General features: G+C 69.0%; 18 protein-coding genes, 1 tRNA gene and 1 pseudogene. 10 read left to right on the forward strand and 10 right to left on the reverse strand.

Annotated features, from left to right (window positions below; translation table 11 throughout):
• Positions 1 to 264: 264 nt before the first annotated feature.
• Positions 265 to 351 (reverse strand) — tRNA-Leu (locus P1J78_RS21025).
• Positions 352 to 485: 134 nt separating this feature from the next.
• Positions 486 to 1,793 carry a peptidoglycan-binding domain-containing protein gene (locus tag P1J78_RS21030; protein WP_275569356.1) on the reverse strand — a complete coding sequence of 436 codons (1,308 nt, stop codon included), beginning with the start codon at positions 1,791 to 1,793 and terminating at the stop codon, positions 486 to 488.
• 139 nt (positions 1,794 to 1,932) lie between these two features.
• Between P1J78_RS21030 and lipB the strand changes: the two genes are divergently transcribed.
• Complete coding sequence (gene lipB / locus P1J78_RS21035) at positions 1,933 to 2,583, forward strand: lipoyl(octanoyl) transferase LipB (protein WP_275569357.1); 651 nt, start codon at positions 1,933 to 1,935, stop codon at positions 2,581 to 2,583.
• A gap of 146 nt (positions 2,584 to 2,729) precedes the next feature.
• Here the strand turns inward: lipB and rpsI are convergent, their stop codons facing one another.
• From rpsI to cysS, 6 genes are all read right to left on the reverse strand, one after another.
• On the reverse strand, positions 2,730 to 3,218 hold the full coding sequence (rpsI, locus tag P1J78_RS21040; RefSeq protein WP_275569358.1) for a 30S ribosomal protein S9: 489 nt from the start codon (positions 3,216 to 3,218) through the stop codon (positions 2,730 to 2,732).
• On the reverse strand, positions 3,218 to 3,682 hold the full coding sequence (rplM, locus tag P1J78_RS21045; RefSeq protein WP_275569359.1) for a 50S ribosomal protein L13: 465 nt from the start codon (positions 3,680 to 3,682) through the stop codon (positions 3,218 to 3,220). Before rplM ends, rpsI begins: the two co-directional genes overlap by 1 nt.
• A gap of 251 nt (positions 3,683 to 3,933) precedes the next feature.
• The gene (locus P1J78_RS21050; protein ID WP_275569360.1) at positions 3,934 to 4,683 is read right to left on the reverse strand and encodes a squalene/phytoene synthase family protein; all 750 of its coding nucleotides are present in this window, start codon (positions 4,681 to 4,683) and stop codon (positions 3,934 to 3,936) included.
• On the reverse strand, positions 4,680 to 5,390 hold the full coding sequence (locus P1J78_RS21055) for a class I SAM-dependent methyltransferase (RefSeq protein ID WP_275569361.1): 711 nt from the start codon (positions 5,388 to 5,390) through the stop codon (positions 4,680 to 4,682). Before P1J78_RS21055 ends, P1J78_RS21050 begins: the two co-directional genes overlap by 4 nt.
• The gene (gene cimA / locus P1J78_RS21060) at positions 5,387 to 7,012 is read right to left on the reverse strand and encodes a citramalate synthase (protein WP_275569362.1); all 1,626 of its coding nucleotides are present in this window, start codon (positions 7,010 to 7,012) and stop codon (positions 5,387 to 5,389) included. Before cimA ends, P1J78_RS21055 begins: the two co-directional genes overlap by 4 nt.
• Positions 7,009 to 8,532, reverse strand: a complete 1,524-nt coding sequence (cysS, locus tag P1J78_RS21065) for a cysteine--tRNA ligase (protein ID WP_275569363.1) — start codon at positions 8,530 to 8,532, stop codon at positions 7,009 to 7,011. Before cysS ends, cimA begins: the two co-directional genes overlap by 4 nt.
• 137 nt (positions 8,533 to 8,669) lie before the next feature.
• Between cysS and P1J78_RS21070 the strand changes: the two genes are divergently transcribed.
• The 3 genes from P1J78_RS21070 to P1J78_RS21080 all read left to right on the forward strand — a co-directional run bounded on the left by P1J78_RS21070 (position 8,670) and on the right by P1J78_RS21080 (position 11,222).
• On the forward strand, positions 8,670 to 9,119 hold the full coding sequence (locus P1J78_RS21070; RefSeq protein ID WP_309568146.1) for an MmcQ/YjbR family DNA-binding protein: 450 nt from the start codon (positions 8,670 to 8,672) through the stop codon (positions 9,117 to 9,119).
• Positions 9,120 to 9,232: 113 nt separating this feature from the next.
• On the forward strand, positions 9,233 to 10,417 hold the full coding sequence (locus P1J78_RS21075; protein WP_275569364.1) for a pyridoxal phosphate-dependent aminotransferase: 1,185 nt from the start codon (positions 9,233 to 9,235) through the stop codon (positions 10,415 to 10,417).
• A complete protein-coding gene (locus tag P1J78_RS21080; RefSeq protein WP_275569365.1) occupies positions 10,407 to 11,222 on the forward strand; it encodes an isocitrate lyase/PEP mutase family protein in 816 nt (271 codons plus the stop codon). The genes P1J78_RS21075 and P1J78_RS21080 overlap by 11 nt, the downstream gene beginning before the upstream one ends.
• A 43-nt stretch (positions 11,223 to 11,265) precedes the next feature.
• Here P1J78_RS21080 and P1J78_RS21085 read toward each other — a convergent pair whose 3' ends face one another.
• Complete coding sequence (locus P1J78_RS21085; protein WP_275569366.1) at positions 11,266 to 11,727, reverse strand: Lrp/AsnC family transcriptional regulator; 462 nt, start codon at positions 11,725 to 11,727, stop codon at positions 11,266 to 11,268.
• 138 nt (positions 11,728 to 11,865) lie between these two features.
• Here P1J78_RS21085 and cysG point away from each other — a divergent pair, with 138 nt between their 5' ends.
• The 6 genes and pseudogenes from cysG to P1J78_RS21115 all read left to right on the forward strand — a co-directional run bounded on the left by cysG (position 11,866) and on the right by P1J78_RS21115 (position 17,343).
• Positions 11,866 to 13,263, forward strand: a complete 1,398-nt coding sequence (gene cysG, locus P1J78_RS21090; RefSeq protein ID WP_275569367.1) for a siroheme synthase CysG — start codon at positions 11,866 to 11,868, stop codon at positions 13,261 to 13,263.
• A complete protein-coding gene (locus P1J78_RS21095; RefSeq protein WP_275569368.1) occupies positions 13,260 to 13,559 on the forward strand; it encodes a DUF2849 domain-containing protein in 300 nt (99 codons plus the stop codon). Before cysG ends, P1J78_RS21095 begins: the two co-directional genes overlap by 4 nt.
• 3 nt (positions 13,560 to 13,562) lie before the next feature.
• On the forward strand, positions 13,563 to 15,233 hold the full coding sequence (locus tag P1J78_RS21100) for a nitrite/sulfite reductase (protein WP_275569369.1): 1,671 nt from the start codon (positions 13,563 to 13,565) through the stop codon (positions 15,231 to 15,233).
• Positions 15,223 to 15,960 (forward strand): annotated as a pseudogene (locus P1J78_RS21105) (phosphoadenylyl-sulfate reductase); the annotation flags it as partial. The gene P1J78_RS21100 and the pseudogene P1J78_RS21105, both read left to right, overlap by 11 nt.
• A gap of 57 nt (positions 15,961 to 16,017) precedes the next feature.
• Positions 16,018 to 16,425: a DUF934 domain-containing protein gene (locus P1J78_RS21110; RefSeq protein WP_275569372.1), complete on the forward strand. Its 408-nt coding sequence runs from the start codon at positions 16,018 to 16,020 to the stop codon at positions 16,423 to 16,425.
• Between the two features lie 69 nt (positions 16,426 to 16,494).
• The gene (locus P1J78_RS21115; RefSeq protein ID WP_275569373.1) at positions 16,495 to 17,343 is read left to right on the forward strand and encodes a ferredoxin--NADP reductase; all 849 of its coding nucleotides are present in this window, start codon (positions 16,495 to 16,497) and stop codon (positions 17,341 to 17,343) included.
• Between the two features lie 98 nt (positions 17,344 to 17,441).
• On the opposite strand, the gene P1J78_RS21120 is transcribed toward P1J78_RS21115, so the two are convergent.
• A partial coding sequence (locus P1J78_RS21120; protein WP_275569370.1) for a hypothetical protein occupies positions 17,442 to 18,510 on the reverse strand: 1,069 nt, incomplete at its 5' end.

Raw genomic sequence — 18,510 nt, forward strand, 5'->3', positions numbered from 1 at the left:
CGTCGGCGACATCTGCGATCTCTTCGAACCCGACGAATGCTGGAACTACTTCAAGGCCGCAGGATATGCCCACGATTAAACGCACGAAGCTCTAGGTTACGACAATACCCAGGCTGGAAAAGCATATGGGGTGGCCGACTCGGTTTCTAGCCATAGCTGGACATTGCACCCCACCCAATCGCACGAAAAAAGGTGGACTAGAAAGGGGGCTGAAATCGTGCACCTATGAAAAAGTGTTTATTGTCAGATATTTACAGCAAGAATTGGTGCGGTCGAGAAGACTCGAACTTCCACGGGTGTTACCCCACAGCGACCTCAACGCTGCGCGTCTACCAATTCCGCCACGACCGCACTCTTGAATTGGTGGGCGGGGTTTACCCGAGCCGCGGCGGGTTGTGAAGACCGATTTTGCCGCGCCCCGCAAAGAAAAACCCGGGCCGCGAAGCCCGGGTTCGTTCCGCCTTTGGGCGCTGGTCAGTCGGCGGTCAGTCGGCGGCGTCCAGCACCGGCAGCTTGCCCTTGGACGACGCGTTCTTCGCCGCCGAGGACGGCGCGCCACCGTTCAGGCGATAGACCGCCTCGTCGACCAGCTCCATCCGCGTGGTGTCGCCGTAGCCGAAGACCGGGGTGGCGCCGGCGGCCAGCTCGTCGGTGGTCCAGACCAGCCATTCCAGCGCGCGGTTCTCGTTCGCCGCGGTGCCGAAGCCGTGATACAGGTGGTGGCCCATCAGCTCGCCATAGGCCGGCTCGCCCAGCGCCACCAGCAGCAGCCCGGAGCCCAGCGCCACGTTCATCTTGTCGGCCCGGTAGCCGGTGCCAAGGCAGATTTCGGCGGTCGAGGCCAGCTGGGTGCGGTCGGTCCCGCTGTTGGCGATGAAGCCGTTCACCTCACCCACCACCTCGGCGCGGGGCTTGCTGCCCAGCATCGCGACATAGGGCTGCATCACCGGGCCCAGCTGGTCGCACTGCGCCTCGATATCCGCGGCGCTCACGCCCTCTACGCCGGCGGCGAGCGAGGTCGAGGTGTCGATCGCCTGTGCGCGCGCGTCGCAGAACGCCTGGTTCAGCGCGTCCACCGGCTCGCCCATGCTGGCCAGCGTGACGCGGGCGCCGGTGATCGACGGGTCGGCGCAGAACTCGGCGACGTTGCCGTTGCCGGTGGGCACCGGGATCAGCGGCAGGCCCGTGGGGCCGTCATCGGCCTCGGCGGTGGTGACCGGCGTGGTCGCGGCGGTGTCGCCGCTGTCGACGTCAGACGTCGCCACGACCGGCGTGCTGGCGGCGGCCCCGGTCGCGCCCGGCGGTCCCAGCACCGCGTTGCGCTGCTGAACCAGAAGCGCGCGCACGCCCAGCGGATCGGTGTTGACCAGCTGCGTCGTGGCATAGTCGCCGACCTGGCCGCGGTTGTAGGCGGTCATCAGGATGTCGTGCTGCACCGTGGTCAGCTTGCCGGTCTGCGGGAAGCTCATGAACGCCTGGTAGCGGTTGACGGCGCCCGCGGTCTTCGGCCCGAACAGGCCGTCGGCATAGCCGGCGTTGAAGCCGAAATAGTTCAGCGCGGTCTGGGTGGCGCGGTTGGCCTTGCGCTGCGGGCTTTCCGGCTGCGGCCGGACCACCACGGTGCGCTTCGGCGGCGGGTTGTTCTTGCGGGACTCGTTGATGATGGCGGTGGTGACCATGCCGCCGACAATGGCGCCCAGGATCGCGTCTCCGGCATCGGCCTGCGCCTTCTGCGCCGGGCCGAGCAGCATCGCCGCGGCCGCGACGAGCGCAATGAGTTTCGTTTTGAGCATATGAACCCCTCCATGGGACAGAAATTGCGCCGCAGGTGGCGTGGTTATCTCTCGTTTGTCGCACGCCGACGAGAGTCGGTTCAATTCCGGAAAACCGGAATGCTGGACTTTCGCGGGTTTTTGCGCTGAAAGCCGGCCCATGGTGGAATGGATCGTCTCCGACGGGCTCACGGGCTATGACGACGCGGTGGCCTTCATGGAGGCGCGCGCCGCCGCCATCGCCGCGGGCGAGGCGGACGAATGCGTCTGGCTGGTGGAGCATCCGCCGCTCTACACCGCCGGCACCTCCGCCCGGCCCGCCGACCTGACCGACCCCGACCGCTTTCCCGTCTTCGCGACCAAGCGCGGCGGGCAGTACACCTATCACGGTCCTGGCCAGCGCGTGATCTACGTGATGCTGGACGTGGGCCGCCGCGGCCGCGATGTGCGCCGGTTCGTGGAGCAGCTGGAGGCCTGGGTGATCGCCACGCTCGACCGGTTCAACGTGACGGGCGAGATCCGTCCGGGCCGCGTCGGCGTCTGGGTCGCGCGGCCCGAGAAGCCGCCCCTGCCCGACGGCACCCCGCGCGAGGACAAGATCGCCGCCATCGGCATCCGCCTGCGCAAATGGGTCAGCTTCCACGGCATTTCCATCAACGTCGAACCCGACCTGTCGCATTTCGACGGCATCGTGCCCTGCGGGATCACCGGCCACGGGGTCACCAGCCTGGTGGACCTGGGCCTGCCGGTGACAATGGCCGATCTCGACGTGGCGCTCCGACAGACCTTCGGCGAGGTTTTCACGGGATAGAGCGGGACGTCGCCCAGGCTCCGCCCGGCGATGCCTCCGCCCCTGCCCGGGCCGCGCATCGACGCACCCGCCAATGCCCGAAACAAAAAAAAAGAGCTTGCGGTGTCCCGCAAGCTCTCGCTGCTGTGGCCTTGGGCCCCGGGCCGTCAGCGCTTGGAGAACTGGAAGCTCCGGCGGGCCTTGCGGCGGCCGTACTTTTTCCGCTCCACCACGCGGGCGTCCCGCGTCAGGAAGCCGGCGGCCTTCAGCGGCGGGCGCAGGCTGGGGTCGTAGTATTGCAGCGCCCGCGAGATGCCGTGCTTCACGGCGCCCGCCTGGCCGGACAGGCCGCCGCCCTTGACGGTGGCCAGAACGTCGAACTGGCCCTCGACGCCCGCCACGGTGAACGGCTGCTTCAGGATCATCTGAAGCACCGGCCGGGCGAAGTACTTGCCGATCTCCTTGCCGTTCACGGTCACCTTGCCCGAGCCCGGCTTGATCCAGACGCGGGCCACCGCGTCCTTCCGCTTGCCGGTGGCATAGGAGCGGCCCAGCGAGTCGCGCACGGGCTCGCGGTTGATCTCTTCCTCAACCACGGGGGCCGCGCCCTCGGCGACCTGGCCCAGCTCTTCCAGGGAATTCACTTGTTCGGCCATCACGCGGTCCTCGTGTTCTTCTTGCTCATCGCCTTGACGTCCAGAACCTCGGGGTTCTGCGCCTCGTGCGGGTGCTCGGCGCCGGCATAGACCCGCAGATGGGTCATCTGCTGCCGCGCCAGCTTGTTGCCCGGCAGCATCCGCTTGACCGCGGCGGTCACCACGCGCTCGGGATGCTCGCCTTCCAGGATCTGCTCGGCCGTGCGGCTCTTGATCCCGCCGGGATGGCCGGTATGGCGCCAGTAGGTCTTGTCGGTGCGCTTCTTGCCGGTCAGCTGCACCTTGTCGGCGTTGATGATGATGACGTTGTCGCCCATGTCCATGGACGGGGTGAAGCTCGGCTTGTGCTTGCCGCGCAAGCGGTTCGCCACGATCGACGCGAGACGGCCCAGAACGACGCCCTCGGCGTCGATCAGGATCCACTTCTTGTCGATATCCGCAGGCGTTGCGGTATAGGTTTTCATATCGGACCCTCGGTTTCGGACAGGGTCCGGGGCACGCCCCGGACCCGGAATTCGGATTGCGCGGTTATACACGCCGCGCCGTCGCAGTCAACTGCGCCTTTCCCGAATTTATGCAGTCAAAACAGAGGGCTGGAATTAAGGTATTATTTTACCCCACATCGACGCTAACATCCCGTCCCTGGCCGCGGCCCCCGCGTCCTGCCGCCATGACGCACGCGGCGGACCGCTGCGCGGCGCCTGGAGCCTATTCGTCACCGCCCGAACACCGCGCGCGACATCAGCCCGATCCGGCGGCGGAACTCGGACTGTCCGAGCCGCCCGGCCGCGACCCGGCCGGGATCGCGGCAGACCTGCCGCAACAGCGGCCGCGCCCGCCAGGTCGCCAGCAGCGCGGGCCGCGCCTCCGGCGGCGGCGGCGGGACCGACAGGCGCGACAGGCCCGTCTCGGCCAACGCGCGCACGGCCTCGGGCCGGCCGTCCGGCAAGGGCCGGGTGCCGCGCGCCTCCAGTTCGGGGATCGCGAGGAACCAGTTGGCCAGTCCCGCCGCCCAGGCCGGGCCGCGCACCGCCGCCTCGCCGCCCGTGGCCCCGAGCGCCCGCGCCGCCGCCCAGAGGAGATTGCCCGAGGTCGCCTCGATATAGTCGGCAAAAGCCGCCTCGTCCTCGAACGGCTGCGCCTCGATGTCCCGGCGCCGCGCCGCGATCAGCGTGTCCAGCAATCGCACGCCCTCGGCATCCAGCACCGGCGCCAGCACATCGGCCACCTCGTGACGCCGGACGGGCCCGCCGCCCGCGATCTCCTCGAGCACGTCGCGCCACCATTGCAGGCGCATCTCGGCGATCATCGGCTCGGCCGTGACCCAGGGCGCGCGGGCGACCTCGACGTTGAAGGCGAAGATCGGGAACAGCACGGCACGGGCCGCCGGCGGGGCGGCCATGGCGGCGCGGAACCGGTCCGGGTCGGCCCGGCGGATCAGCTCGGCGCAGGACTGAAGGCTCATGCCGGGCGTGCCACGCAGAGCAGATAGCCGGTCTCGTCCTTCACCGCGCGCCAATGGGCGATCTCGGCCGCCGCTTCGTCCAGCACCTTTGCCAGCTCGGTGGCGGCGCCGGCCCGCAGCGTGTCGAGCCGGGCCTGCAGCGGGCCGTAATACGCCTCCCACGCGGCATCCGAGAGACGGCGGGTGCCGAGCAGCGTGTAACCGGCCTCTTCGACCTGCGCGGCGATGCCGGCCACGTCGGTCAGCCGCTCGTAGCCGCTCCAGAAGGCGCGGGCCTGGTCGGAGGGGTCCGCGCCGAACAGGCAGGGCTCGGAGAAGGCCACGGCCCCGCCCTTGGCCAGCGCCGGGCGCCAGCAGTTCAGCGCCTTCTCGATGCCGACGAAATAGATCGCGCCGGCACACCAGATGAAGTCGAACGGCCCCTTCAGCTTGATCATGTCGCCGGCATAGGCCGTCACCCGCGGGTCGTCGCCGAACCGGGCCAGCACGTCATCGACGAACGGCTTGTGGTTGTCCACCGCCGTGACATGCCCCTGCGGCGCCGCGGTCAGCAACGCGGGAACGTCCGCCCCCGCGCCGCAGCCGGCGTCGCAGATGCGGGCGTCTTGCGCCAGCTCCGCAGTGGCGGCCGCCCAGGCCACATCGGCCGGCTCGCCCGGGCCTTCCCGGTCGAGCCCCGAGTGGAGCGCGAAGAAGGGATCGGTCATACCGGCTGCGCCCCGTCGCGGATCAGCTTCCAGTTGATGGCATCCAACAGCGCCTGGAAGCTCGCGTCAACGATGTTGGCCGAGACGCCCACGGTCGACCAGTCGCGCCCGGCATCGTCCTGGAAGTCGATGATGACCCGCGTGACGGCCTCGGTGCCGCCATTGGTGATGCGCACCTGGAAGTCGGACAGGCGCATGTCGTCGATCTTTTCCTGGTGCGGGCCGAGGTCGGATTTCAGCGCCTGCCACAGCGCGTTGACCGGCCCGTCGTCGGACATGTCCTGGGCGTGGTCGTTCTTATAATAGCTGGTGCGCGTCCCCTCGCGGGTGGAGATCGTCACCACCGCCTCGGATTCCACCACGGTCTGGCCCTTGGCGTTGCGGCGGCGCTCGGAGATCACGCGGTAGCGTTCGACGTCGAAGAAATCGGCCATCAGCCCCAGCTCGCCCCGCGCCAGCAGTTCGAAACTGGCCTGGGCGCTGTCGTATTCGTAGCCTTCGGTTTCCTTCTGCTTGACGGCCTCCAGGATGCGGCCGAGCGCCGGGTCGCCCTTTTCGACCTCCAGCCCCATGTCCAGAAGGCGGGCGCGCAGGTTGGACTGCCCGGCCTGGTTCGACATCGGCACGATACGGGCGTTTCCGACGAGCGCGGGGTCGATATGCTCGTAGGTCGACGGGTTCTTGACGATCGCGCTGGCATGCAGGCCCGCCTTGTGGGCGAACGCACTGGCGCCGACATAGGGCGCGTTGCGGAAGGGCACGCGGTTCAGGATCTCGTCGAGCATCCGCGAGGCGCGGGTCAGCTCCTTCAGATGCGCCTTGGTCACCCCGGTCTCGTAGCGGCTGGCATAAGGCTCCTTCAGCAGCAGCGTAGGGATCAGCGTGATCAGGTTGGCGTTGCCGCAGCGCTCGCCCAGCCCGTTCAGCGTGCCCTGGATCTGGCGCGCGCCGGCATCGAGCGCGGCCAGCGTGCCGGCCACGGCATTGCCGGTGTCGTTATGGGTATGGATGCCCAGCCGGTCGCCGGGGATGCCGGCGGCAATCACCTCGCCCACGATGCGGTGGATCTCGGTCGGAAGCGTGCCGCCATTGGTGTCGCACAGCACGATCCAGCGCGCGCCGGCGTCGCGGGCGGCGATCAGGCAGTCGAGCGCGTAGGCCGGGTTCGCCTTGTAGCCGTCGAAGAAGTGCTCCGCGTCGAAAAGCGCTTCGCGGCCGATCTTCACGAGATGCCTGAGCGAGGCCGAGATATTCTCGACGTTTTCGTCCAGCGCGATGCCCAGCGCGGTCTCGACGTGGAAGTCGTGGGTCTTGCCGACGAGGCAGACCGCCGGCGTGTCGGCGTTGACCACGCCGGCCAGCACGTCGTCGTTCTCGGCCGACCGTCCGGCGCGCTTGGTCATGCCGAAGGCGGTGAAGGTGGCGCGCGTCTCCGGCCGCTCGTCGAAGAAGGCGCTGTCGGTGGGGTTGGCGCCGGGCCAGCCGCCTTCGATATAATCGACGCCGAGCGCGTCCAGCGTCTCGGCGATGCGCAGCTTGTCGTGATGCGAGAACTGCACGCCGTGGGTCTGCTGCCCGTCGCGCAGAGTGGTGTCGAAGAGAGAGAGGCGTTCGCGGGTCATTGCAGCGCCTCCAGCTTCGCGGGGTCGGCGGCGGCGCCGATGCGCCAGACCGGGCCTTTCGCCGTGTCCTCCACCTCGACGCCCGCCTCCGTCAGCATGTCGCGGATCGCGTCGGCGCGGGCGAAATCGCGCGATTTGCGCGCGGCCTGGCGCTCTTCCAGCAATTCCCCGATACGCGCGCCCAGCCAGGGCAGCGCCGTCTCCAGCGTCTCGCGCCGCAGCCGGTTGCGGTTGAACCACAGGAACGGCTCCAGCTCGGCCTTGTCGAAGCCCAGCATCCGCAGGGCCGTGGCCAGCCTGCGCCCGGCGAAGCCGCTGCCGTCGAGGTCGCCGCGCTCGATCATCTCGGGGCTCGGCGTCACGTCGAACCCCTTCGAGGCCGGGGTCGCCTTGTACCAGTCGTCCAGATGCTTCAGCGCCAGCGGCGTGTTCAGGTCATCCGCAAGCGCGTCCATGAAGGGCGTGCCGTCCAGCCAGTCGCCGGCCTCCTCGGGCCGCTCGGCGACCTCGTCGCGGACAACCTCGGCCCATTTGCCCAGCTTCTCGACGGCCTCGGCAAAGCTCTCCTCGGTCCAGTTGATCGGGTCGCGGTAATGGGTCATCAGGAACCGCAGGCGGATCGCGGGGCCCAGCCCGTCGACGGCGAAATCGGGCACGCCGCGGTCGAGAATATCGCGGGCGGTGAAGAAGTTGCCGAGCGATTTCGACATCTTCTTGCCCTCGACCTGCAGCATCTCGTTATGCAGCCAGACCCGGGCGAAGCCGCCTTCGGGATGGGCGCATTTCGACTGCGCGATCTCGTTCTCGTGGTGCGGGAACATCAGGTCGTTGCCGCCGCCGTGGATGTCGAAGGTCTCGCCCAGAAGCTCGTAGGCCATGGCCGAGCACTCGATGTGCCAGCCGGGCCGGCCGCGGCCCCAGGGGCTGTCCCAGCCCGGCAGGTCCTCGGTCGACGGCTTCCACAGCACGAAGTCCATCGGGTCTTCCTTGTAGGGCGCGACCTCGACCCGGGCGCCGGCGAGCATGTCGTCGACGCTGCGGCCCGAGAGCTTGCCGTAATCGCCGTACGAGCGGACGCGGAACAGCACATGGCCCTCGGCGGCATAGGCGTGGCCGTCGGCGATCAGCCCCTCGATCATCGCGATCATGTGGTCGATATACTGCGTGGCGCGCGGCATCTCGTCGGGCTCGGCGACGCCGAGGGCGGCCATGTCGTCGAGATACCATTGCGTCGTCTCGGCGGTGATCTCCGAGATCGGCCGGCCGGTCTCCTGCGCCCGCGCGTTGATCTTGTCGTCGACGTCGGTGAAGTTGCGCACGTAGGTCACGTGATCGGGTCCGTAGACCTGCCGCAGCAGCCGGTACACGACGTCGAAGACGACCGCCGCCCGCGCATTGCCCAGATGCGCCCGGTCATAGACCGTCGGTCCGCAGACATACATGCGCACATTGTCGGGATCGAGCGGTTCGAACCGCTCCTTCCGCCGGGTCTTCGTGTTGTAGAAGGTGATCTCGGTCATGTCCTGTTTCCTTCGCGCACGCACGCATGGGCCGCGGCGGGCTTAGGCGATTTCGACATGAGGGAAAACGAAAAAACCGGCCCGCCCGACGATGTCAGCGGATAATGCAGCACCCGATAATGGCGAGTCCGGTTTTCATGACGCTCTGGTACCAGACGCGCCGCAGCCTGCCAAGAGTATTGCGCGGGCGAGCGGGGCTTGCCATCCTCGCCCGGCTGAACGGCAATCCGGAGCACTGCCCGATGACGCGCGAGGAACTGAACGCGATCTGCGCCGGGATGCCGGGCGCCGAGGTCTCGGACCCGTGGGGCGGCGGGCACGATGCCTGGAAGGTCGGCGGCAAGATGTTCGCCTGCATCGGCACGAAGACCCCCGGCATCGCAGTCAAGACCGACTCGGTGGAGACCGCGCAGATGCTGATCGACGCCGGTATCGGGACCAGGGCCCCGTATTTCCACCGCTCCTGGCTCCTGATCCCGTGGGACACGGCGCCCGACGAGGTGCGGCACCGCATCGAGACCTCCTATCGCCTGATCCGCGACAAGCTGCCCAGGCGGGTTCGGGCCGCGCTCACCGATCCGACGTGAGGCGCAATTAATCAGCAGTTCGCGCCCCGATCCGGCGCCGCCCCGACGGCACTCCGGGTATTCCTGCCCGTGTCGTTGACATGTCATGCGGGCCATGCCCCGCTGAATGCGTCATGCAGCTATCGAAACGTATCCTGACCCTCACCGACGGCGGAAGCGACGGCTGGGACGTCTACCGCCGTGCCCGTTCCATGGCCGAAGCGGGGCACCCCGTCATAGAACTGACCATCGGCGACCACGACGTTCCCACGGACCCGGCCATCCTGGACGCGATGCACGCGGCCGCCCTGGACGGCAGCGTCGGCTATCCCATCGTGCCGGGCCTTCCGGAGTTGCGCGACGCGATCGCCGCGCGGGTGCAGGCCCGCACCGGCGCGCCCACGACCCGCGACAACGTCGTGATCATGCCCGGCGGCCAGGGCGCGCTGTTCTCGGCCGAGGCGGCGACCTGCGACCACGGCGACACGGCGCTGTTCGTGGAGCCCTATTACGCGACCTATCCCGGCTCGATCCGGGGCGTCGGCGCGACACCGGTTCCGGTGCCCGCCCTGCCGGAACACGATTTTCAGCCGCAGGCCTCCACCATCCTGGCGGCGGCGCGGGAGACCGGCGCCAGGTCGCTTCTCATCAACACGCCGCACAACCCCACGGGCGTCGTCTACACGATGAAGACGCTGCGCGGGATCGCCGACGTGTGCAAGGCCACCGGAATGTGGCTGATCTCGGACGAGGTCTATGATACGCAGGTCTGGGACGGCGCGCATCTGAGCCCGCGCGCCCTGCCCGGCATGGCCGAGCGGACGCTGGTGATCGGCTCGATGTCCAAGAGCCACGCGATGACCGGCAGCCGCATCGGCTGGATCGTCGGCCCGGAAGAGGCGGTGGAGCACTTGATCAACCTGTCGACCCACACGACCTATGGCCTGCCCGCCTACATTCAGGAAGCGGCGCTGTTCGCGCTGCAGGAAGGCGCGGAGCTGGAAGCAGAGATCACCGGGCGCTTCCGGCACCGCCGCGCGCTGGCGCTGGAGGTGCTGTCGAAGAGCAACCGCATCCATACCGTGCCCAGCCACGGTGCGATGTACCTGATGCTCGACATCCGCGCGACCGGCCTGTCCGGCGAGGACTTCGCCAACCTGTTGCTCGACGAGGAAGAGATCGGTGTGATGCCCGGAGAAAGCTTCGGCAGGACGGCCGCCGGCCATGTCCGCATCGCCCTGACGGTGGACGAGGCGGTGCTGGAGGATGCGCTGCGCCGGCTGGTAGCCTTCGCCGAGCGGCTGGCGCATGCGGCCTGACCCGGGCCCCGCGTTCCGGGCGCTGCACCGGCCGGGCGCGCCGTTCATCCTGGCGAATGCCTGGGACGCGGGCAGCGCGAAGATGCTGGTCGCGCTGGGGGCGGAGGCGGTCGCGACCTCTTCGGCCGCGCATGCCTTCACTTTGGGCCGGCCGGACGGCGGCACCGTGACGCGGGACGAGGCGCTCGCGCATGCCGAAACGCTGGTCGCCGCGGTGGGCGTGCCGGTCTCGGGCGATTTCGAGAACGGCTTCGGCGACGCGCCGGAGGACTGCGCCGAAACGGTGCGGCTGGCGGCCGAGGCCGGGCTGGCCGGCATCTCCATCGAGGACAGCGATTTCGGGCACGGCACGCACTATCCCGCCGACCTGGCGGCCGAGCGCATCCGCGCCGCGGCCGCCGCCGCGCGCGCCCTGCCCCGCGACTTCGTGCTGGTCGCGCGCGCCGACGGGGTGATGAACGGCACCTACGGCCTCGACGAGGCGCTGGCCCGCATCCTGGCCTTCGACGCGGCGGGGGCGGATTGCCTGTACGTGCCGATGCCGCCGGACATGGAGGCGCTGGCGGAGGTCGTCCAGTCCACCGACAAGCCGGTCAATGCGCTGGCGGCGGGCCCCTTCGCCAAGGTGACCCGGGCCGAGTTCGCCGCGCTCGGCGTGGCGCGCATCTCGCTCGGCTCGGCGCTGGCGCGCGTGACCCATGCGGCGATCCGCGACGCCGGCCGCGCGATGTTCGGCGCGGGCGATTTCTCGCCGCTGACCGCCGGGGCCTCCGGGTCGGAAATCGACGCCTTATTGGGTGGTTAGGGGCGGATCTTGATGCGATGCGTCAGCTGCCGCCTGGCGCGGCCTACAACGGCAGCATCGTGGTCGACTTGATCTCTTCCATCGACAGAAGCGCGGTGACGTTGAACACCTTCACCTCGGAAATCATCGCCTGGTAGAAGGCATCGTAGGCGCGGGCGTTCTCGACCCGGACTTTCAGGATATAGTCGATCTCGCCGGCCAGACGATGCGCCTCCAGCACCTCGGGCCGGGCGCGCAGCACCTGCAGGAACTTCTCCTGCCAGTCCGCCTCGTGCTCCGAGGTGCGGATAAGCACGAAGAAGCAGGCGGTGAAGCCCAGCGCTTCGGGGTCCAGGATGACGGTCTGCTGGCCGATCACGCCGGCCTCGCGCATCTTGCGGATGCGGTTCCAGACCGGGGTCTTGGACGAGCCGACCTCGCGGGCGATCTCGTCCAGCGAGCGGCTGGCATCCTCCTGCAGCGCGGAAAGGATTTTCCGGTCCAGCGCATCGATACGAACAGACATTTTCCCATCCCCCTCATGCCGCGACGCCCGTCCTGACCGGCTCGTCATTCAGGACGCACGTCCTTATTCGCAGCACGGCATGGCGCCGACAAGGGAAATTTTCCTATATTGCCGGGCAAGAAACGCGGAGTCGTGCAGATGCAGCATTTTCCGATCTTCCTGGACACCCGGGGCAAGCGCATCGTCCTGTCGGGCGGTGGCGAGGCCGCGCTGGCCAAGCTGCGCCTGCTGACGAAGTCCGAGGCGCGGCTGGAAGTGTTCGCGGCCGACCCTCACGACGACCTGCGCCGCCTGGCGGCCGAGGGGCGCATCGCGCTGACCGAGCGGGCGCTGGCCGAGGGCGACCTGCGCGGGGCCGTGCTGTTCTATGCCGCCGACGAGGACGCGGACGAGGACGCGCGCACCGCCGCCATCGCCGAGGCCGAGGGCGCGCTGGTCAACATCGTCGACAACCTGGCCGACAGCCGCTTCATCACCCCGGCGATCGTCGACCGCGACCCGGTGACCGTGGCGATCGGCACCGAGGGCGCCGCGCCGGTGCTGGCGCGCGCGATCAAGCGCGAGCTGGAAGAGCGGCTGCCGCCGGTGCTGGGCCTCCTGGCGCGGGTCGGCAAGGCGTTCCGGCCGATGGCCGAGAAGCTGCCCTTCGGCCGGGCGCGGCGCGAGTTCTGGGCCGACTATTATTTCGAGAACGGCCCGCGTGCCGTCGAGGCGCAGGGCGCGGACGGGGCGCAGGCGGCGCTGGACGGGCTCCTGGAGAAGCACCTGTCGCGCGCGGCGCGGCCGGGGCATGTGGACTTCGTTGGCGCCGGGCCGGGCGATGCGGAACTGCTGACGCTGAAGGCCCGCGCGGCGCTGGACAAGGCCGACGTGGTGATCCACGACCGGCTGATCTCGGGCGAGATCCTGGAGCTGGCGCGGCGCGAGGCGCTGATGGTGGAGGCGGGCAAGACCGGCTTCGGCCCGTCGACGCGCCAGGACGACATCAACGCGCTGATCGTCGAGCACGCCCGGGGCGGCGCCCATGTCGTGCGGCTGAAATCCGGCGACCCGACGGTGTTCGGCCGACTGGACGAGGAGATCGAGGCGGTCGAGGCCGCCGGCGTCGACTGGCGCATCGTGCCGGGGATCACCGCCGCCTCGGCCGCCATCGCCGGGCTGGGCCAGAGCCAGACGCGGCGCGGGCGCAACAGCCAGGTGCGGTTCCTGACCGGCCACGACACGAAAGGCTTCGCCGATCACGACTGGCGCGCGCTGGCGCGGCCGGGCGAGGTGGCGGCGATCTACATGGGCAAGCGTGCGGCGCGCTTCTTGCAGGGGCGGCTGCTGATGCACGGCGCCGACCCGGCGACGCCGGTGAGCTTTGTCGAGAACGCCTCGCGCCCCGATCAGCGGATCGTTGCGGCGCGGCTGGCCGACATGGCCCGGGTGCTGGACGACGCCGCGCTGACCGGCCCGGTTCTGACTTTCTACGGCATCGCGCCGCGCAAGGCGGCGGCGATGGCAGGCGATTACGAGCAGGAGATGGCGCTATGAGCCGGAAGTTTACCCCCAAGGTCGTCACCGCGAACGCGCTGCTTGAAGGCGACGTGGTCTACCTGACGGCCGACGACCGCTGGACCCGCGACCACACGGAGGCGGAGCTGATCGAGGACGAGGCGCATGCGCAGGTCCGGCTGGTCGATGCCAGCAGTCGCGCGGACGAGGTCGTCGGCGCCTATCTGGCCGATGCGAAACCCGGAGAGGACGGCCCCGAACCGGTGCATTTCCGCGAGGTGTTCCGCACCCGCGGCCCTTCCAACTACGCCCACGGCAAGCAGGAGACGGTCTGAGCCATGTACAGCTATACCGAATTCGACGAGGCCTTCGTCCGCGAGCGCGTGGCGCAGTTCCGCCAGCAGGTGGAGCGGCGGATCGACGGCGCGCTGACCGAGGACGAGTTCAAGCCCCTGCGCCTGATGAACGGGCTGTACCTGCAGCTCCACGCCTACATGCTGCGCGTGGCGATCCCCTATGGCACGCTGAACAGCGGCCAGATGCGCCAGCTCGCCTATATCGCCGAGCGCTGGGACAAGGGCTACGGCCATTTCACCACGCGGCAGAACATCCAGTACAACTGGCCCAAGCTGAAGGACGTGCCCGACATGCTGGACGCGCTGGCCGATGTCGGCATGCACGCGATCCAGACCTCGGGCAACACCATCCGCAACGTGACCGCCGACCATTTCGCCGGCGCCGCGGCCGACGAGATCGAGGATCCGCGGCCCTATGCCGAGCTGTTGCGGCAGTGGTCCACGGACCACCCGGAGTTCCAGTTCCTGCCGCGCAAGTTCAAGATCGCCGTCTCCGGCGCGCCGAACGACCGGGCGGTCGTCAAGGCGCATGACATCGGGCTGGAGATCGTGCGGAACGACACCGGCGAGGTCGGGTTCCGCGTGCTGGCCGGCGGCGGGCTGGGCCGGACGCCGATGATCGGCAAGGTGATCCGCGAGTTCCTGCCCAAGGACGACCTGCTGCCCTATTGCGAGGCGATCGTCAGCGTCTACAACCTGCTGGGCCGCCGCGACAACAAGTACAAGGCGCGGATCAAGATCACCGTGCACGAGACCGGGCTGGAAGAGTTCCGCGACCGGGTCGAGGCGCGGTTCGCGCAGCTGCGGCCCGAGTTCGGCGGCGCCGACCAGGCGCTTCTGGCCGAGATCAAGGCGCAATTCGCGCGTCCGCCCCTGCAGGCGTCCTCGCTGGCGGCCTTCGAGAGCGCCTATACCAACGACCCCGTCTTCCGGGCCTGGACCGACACCAACATCGCCGAGCATGCCGAGCCGGGGCACGCGATCGTGACGATCTCGCTCAAGGCGCACGGCGCGACGCCCGGCGACGCCACGGCGGAGCAGATGCGGGAGATGGCGGATCTGGCGCAGGCCTACTCGCAGGACGAGCTGCGCATCAGCCACGAGCAGAACGTGATCCTGCCGCATGTCCACAAGTCGGACCTGCCCGCGATCCATGCGCGGCTGAAAGAGGCCGGGCTGGCCACGGCCAATGTCGGGCTGGTCTCCGACATCATCGCCTGCCCCGGCATGGATTACTGCGCGCTGGCGACGGCGCGCTCGATCCCCGTGGCGCAGCAGATCGCGACCCGGTTCGACGAGCTGAAGCTGGAGCACGATATCGGCCCGCTGAAGATCAAGATCTCGGGCTGCATCAATGCCTGCGGCCACCATCACGTGGGCCATATCGGCATTCTCGGGCTCGACCGGGCGGGCGTGGAGAACTACCAGATCACGCTGGGCGGCGACGGCAGCGAGGACACGGCGATCGGCACCCGCACCGGGCCCGGCTTCGCCTATGACCAGATCGTGCCGGCCATCGAGACCGTGGTGAACACCTATCTCGACCAGCGCGAGAGCCCGGACGAGACCTTCCTGCAGACCTACAAGCGGGTGGGGATGGAGCCGTTCAAGGCGGCCCTCTACCCAGACCAGGAGAAGCAGCGTGCGGCATGAACCCGTCTTCGACCCCGAGCGCGACCCCGTCCAGCTGCGCGTCGACGCGCTGAACGACCGCTACCGGCACCACGGCGCGACCGCGGTGCTGGAGCGGGCGCTGGGCGACGCGCAGGTGGGCCGCATCGCGCTGGTCTCGTCCTTCGGGGCGGAATCGGTGGTGCTGCTGCACATGGTCTCGGTGATGGACCGCGACACGCCGGTGCTGTTCATCGACACCCAGATGCTGTTCGAGGAGACGCTGCAGTACCAGGTCGACGTGTCCGAGCAGCTGGGCCTGACCAACGTGCAGATCCTGCGGCCCGACCCGCTGGAGGTGCAGCGCCGCGACCGCTTCGGCGCGCTGCACCTGAGCGATCCCGATGCCTGCTGCGCCCTGCGCAAGACCGAGACGCTGGAACGCGCGCTGGCGCCCTACGATTCCTGGATCACCGGGCGCAAGCGGTTCCAGGGCGGGCAGCGGACCGACCTTGAATTCTTCGAGAACGAGGGCGACATCCGCATCAAGGTAAACCCCCTCGCCCACTGGGCGAAGGAGGATGTGCGCGACTACATGGTCAACAACCGCCTGCCGCGCCATCCGCTGGTGTCGCAGGGCTATCCCTCGATCGGCTGCAAGCCCTGCACCAGCAAGGTCGGCGACGGCGAGGACGAGCGCGCGGGCCGCTGGCGCGGCCGCGACAAGGACGAGTGCGGCATCCACTTCCTGGACGGCAAGCCGGTGCGGGCCGCCCCCGACGCGCAACACGAAGAGGTCGCGGAGACGGCCGAAGGAGACACGACGATGAGCGAACGGGTGATCGTGACCGATGACGGTTTCGCCGCCGACGACTGGAACGGCGCGCTGGCCGCGCCGGAGGACGAGGACGCGACCGCGGTGCTGCTGCCGTCCGACGCCGATCCGGAGGTGCTGCGCGGCCGGCTGGACGGCCTGTCGCTGGTGGCGGTCGAGTTCCCGAGCTTTGCCGACGGGCGCGGCTTCACCATCGCGCGGCGGCTGCGGCTGATGGGCTACAAGGGCCGGCTGCGCGCCAAGGGCCATGTCATCGCCGACCAGTACGCCATGGCGCGGCGGGTGGGCTTCGACGAGGTGGAGATCGACGCCGATCTCGCCGCGCGGCAGCCCGAGGACCAGTGGCGGCGCCGCAGCGCGTGGCAGGCGCACGACTATCAATCGCGGCTGCGCGCCTGAGACCCGTTTACCTGACCTGAATCAAGGAATAGGAGTCTACGCGGCTCTATGAGCCCGTGCCGAATGACCATGACCGAGCATAAACCCGTGACCGAAGCCTCCGCCGTCAAAGTCCCCACCCTGCCCGATGCGCAGACCGTCACCGAGGTGCAGCACTATACCGACCGGCTGTTCCGGTTCCGCTGCACCCGCCCCGCGTCGCTGCGGTTCCGCTCCGGCGAGTTCGTGATGATCGGCCTGATGGGCGACCCGGATCCGAAGACGGGCAAGCAGAAACCGCTGCTGCGCGCCTATTCCATCGCCTCGCCCGCCTGGGACGACGAGCTGGAGTTCTACTCGATCAAGGTGCAGGACGGGCCGCTGACCTCGAAGCTGCAGCATATCGAGGCGGGCGACCAGTTGATCCTGCGGCCGAAGCCGGTGGGCACGCTGGTGCATGACGCGCTGCTGCCGGGCAAGCGGCTGTGGTTCTTCGCCACCGGCACCGGGATCGCGCCCTTCGCCTCGCTGATCCGCGAGCCGCAGACCTACGAGGATTACGACCAGATCATCCTGACCCATACCTGCCGCGACGTGGCCGAGCTGACCTATGGCCGCGACCTGGTGGAGTCGGTGCGCAACGACGAGATGCTGGCGGAACTGATGGGCGAGGGGTTTGCCGACAAGCTGGTCTACTACCCCACCACGACCCGCGAGGAGAGCCCGAAGATGGGCCGGGTCACCGAGCTGCTGAAGGATGGGACCGTGTTCCGCGACCTCGGCATCGACGGGATCACGCCCGAGACCGACCGGGCGATGGTCTGCGGGTCGATGGGGCTGAACACCGACATGAAGGCGATCCTCGAAGGCTATGGCCTGCGCGAGGGATCGAATTCCGAGCCGGCCGAATACGTAGTCGAGAAGGCCTTCGTCGGCTGAGACCGCGCGGGCCCCGTGCGGGCCTTACGGAATAAAGAAGCCCCGCGCGATGGGTTGTCGCGCGGGGCTTTTGCGTTGCGGCCGGTTGCCCGGAGCGGTCAGAGGTCCAGCGCCTCGCGCGCGCGGTCCAGCGCCTCGGCCAGGGCCTCTTCGTCGTCCCCGGCGTCCTCGATCGCCTGGGTCAGCTCTTCCTGGGTCTCGGCGTCGAGCTCCGAGTCGAAGATGTAGGCGCGCACCTCGTCACGGTCGAAGCCTTCCACGGTGAACAGCGTCTCCGGGTCGGTGGCGGCGTCGGTGGCGGCGCCTTCGGGTTGGCTGGCCTCCGCCGTGGCCTCGCCCGCGCCTTCCGTCTCGCCCTGCACTTCGGCGGTCTCTTCGGCGCCGGCGTCGCCTTCGGCCTCCGCCGTGCCGTCGCCAGCCGCCTCGGCCGTGGTCTCGCCCTCCGTTTCGGGCGCCGCGGTCGCCTCTGCGGTGGCGCCGGTCGATTCGGGGTCCTTGCCTTCGGACATCTCGGACGCCGTCTCCTGCATTTCCTCGGCCGTGGCTTCGAGCGTTTCGGCCGTCTCGGCCAGCTCCTCGGCCTCCTCGGACATCTCCTCGGCCTCGCCCAGCATTTCCTCGGCGTCGGCCTGCATGTCCTCGGCACGGTTCTCGACGACCTCGTCCACGGCTTCGTCGACGGCCCCGTCGCCCGAGGCCGTCTCCTCGGTCTCGCCGGTTTCCTCGGCCGCCGCCATCTCTTCGGCCTCGCCGGTCGCCTCGGTCTCCTCGGCCGCCGCCATCTCCTCGGACTCGCCGGTCGTCTCGGACTCCTCGGCCGCCGCCATCTCCTCGGCCTCGCCGGTCGCCTCGGACTCCTCGGCCGCCGCCATCTCCTCGGCCTCGCCGGTCGCCTCGGACTCCTCGGCCGCGGCCATCTCCTCGGACTCGCCGGTCGCCTCGGTTTCCTCGGCCGCCGCCATCTCTTCGGACTCGCCGGTCGCCTCAGACTCCTCGGCAGCCGCCATCTCTTCGGACTCGCCGGTCGCCTCGGGCTCCTCGGCCGCCGCCATCTCCTCGGACTCGCCGGTCACCTCGGTCTCTTCGGCCGCCGCCATCTCCTCGGTCTCGCCGGTCGTCTCGGTTTCCTCGGCAGCCGCCATTTCTTCGGACTCGCCGGTCTCCTCG

This window comes from Psychromarinibacter sediminicola (genome assembly GCF_029168335.1).
GTDB classification, from domain to species: domain Bacteria; phylum Pseudomonadota; class Alphaproteobacteria; order Rhodobacterales; family Rhodobacteraceae; genus Psychromarinibacter; species Psychromarinibacter sediminicola.

Coding starts and splice junctions, on each gene's coding strand:
- P1J78_RS21030 (WP_275569356.1), bottom strand. CDS start 1,793: ATGCTCAAAACGAAACTCATTGCGCTCGTCGCGGCCGCGGCGATGCTG.
- lipB (WP_275569357.1), top strand. CDS start 1,933: ATGGTGGAATGGATCGTCTCCGACGGGCTCACGGGCTATGACGACGCG.
- rpsI (WP_275569358.1), bottom strand. CDS start 3,218: ATGGCCGAACAAGTGAATTCCCTGGAAGAGCTGGGCCAGGTCGCCGAG.
- rplM (WP_275569359.1), bottom strand. CDS start 3,682: ATGAAAACCTATACCGCAACGCCTGCGGATATCGACAAGAAGTGGATC.
- P1J78_RS21050 (WP_275569360.1), bottom strand. CDS start 4,683: ATGAGCCTTCAGTCCTGCGCCGAGCTGATCCGCCGGGCCGACCCGGAC.
- P1J78_RS21055 (WP_275569361.1), bottom strand. CDS start 5,390: ATGACCGATCCCTTCTTCGCGCTCCACTCGGGGCTCGACCGGGAAGGC.
- cimA (WP_275569362.1), bottom strand. CDS start 7,012: ATGACCCGCGAACGCCTCTCTCTCTTCGACACCACTCTGCGCGACGGG.
- cysS (WP_275569363.1), bottom strand. CDS start 8,532: ATGACCGAGATCACCTTCTACAACACGAAGACCCGGCGGAAGGAGCGG.
- P1J78_RS21070 (WP_309568146.1), top strand. CDS start 8,670: ATGACGCTCTGGTACCAGACGCGCCGCAGCCTGCCAAGAGTATTGCGC.
- P1J78_RS21075 (WP_275569364.1), top strand. CDS start 9,233: ATGCAGCTATCGAAACGTATCCTGACCCTCACCGACGGCGGAAGCGAC.
- P1J78_RS21080 (WP_275569365.1), top strand. CDS start 10,407: ATGCGGCCTGACCCGGGCCCCGCGTTCCGGGCGCTGCACCGGCCGGGC.
- P1J78_RS21085 (WP_275569366.1), bottom strand. CDS start 11,727: ATGTCTGTTCGTATCGATGCGCTGGACCGGAAAATCCTTTCCGCGCTG.
- cysG (WP_275569367.1), top strand. CDS start 11,866: ATGCAGCATTTTCCGATCTTCCTGGACACCCGGGGCAAGCGCATCGTC.
- P1J78_RS21095 (WP_275569368.1), top strand. CDS start 13,260: ATGAGCCGGAAGTTTACCCCCAAGGTCGTCACCGCGAACGCGCTGCTT.
- P1J78_RS21100 (WP_275569369.1), top strand. CDS start 13,563: ATGTACAGCTATACCGAATTCGACGAGGCCTTCGTCCGCGAGCGCGTG.
- P1J78_RS21110 (WP_275569372.1), top strand. CDS start 16,018: ATGAGCGAACGGGTGATCGTGACCGATGACGGTTTCGCCGCCGACGAC.
- P1J78_RS21115 (WP_275569373.1), top strand. CDS start 16,495: ATGACCGAGCATAAACCCGTGACCGAAGCCTCCGCCGTCAAAGTCCCC.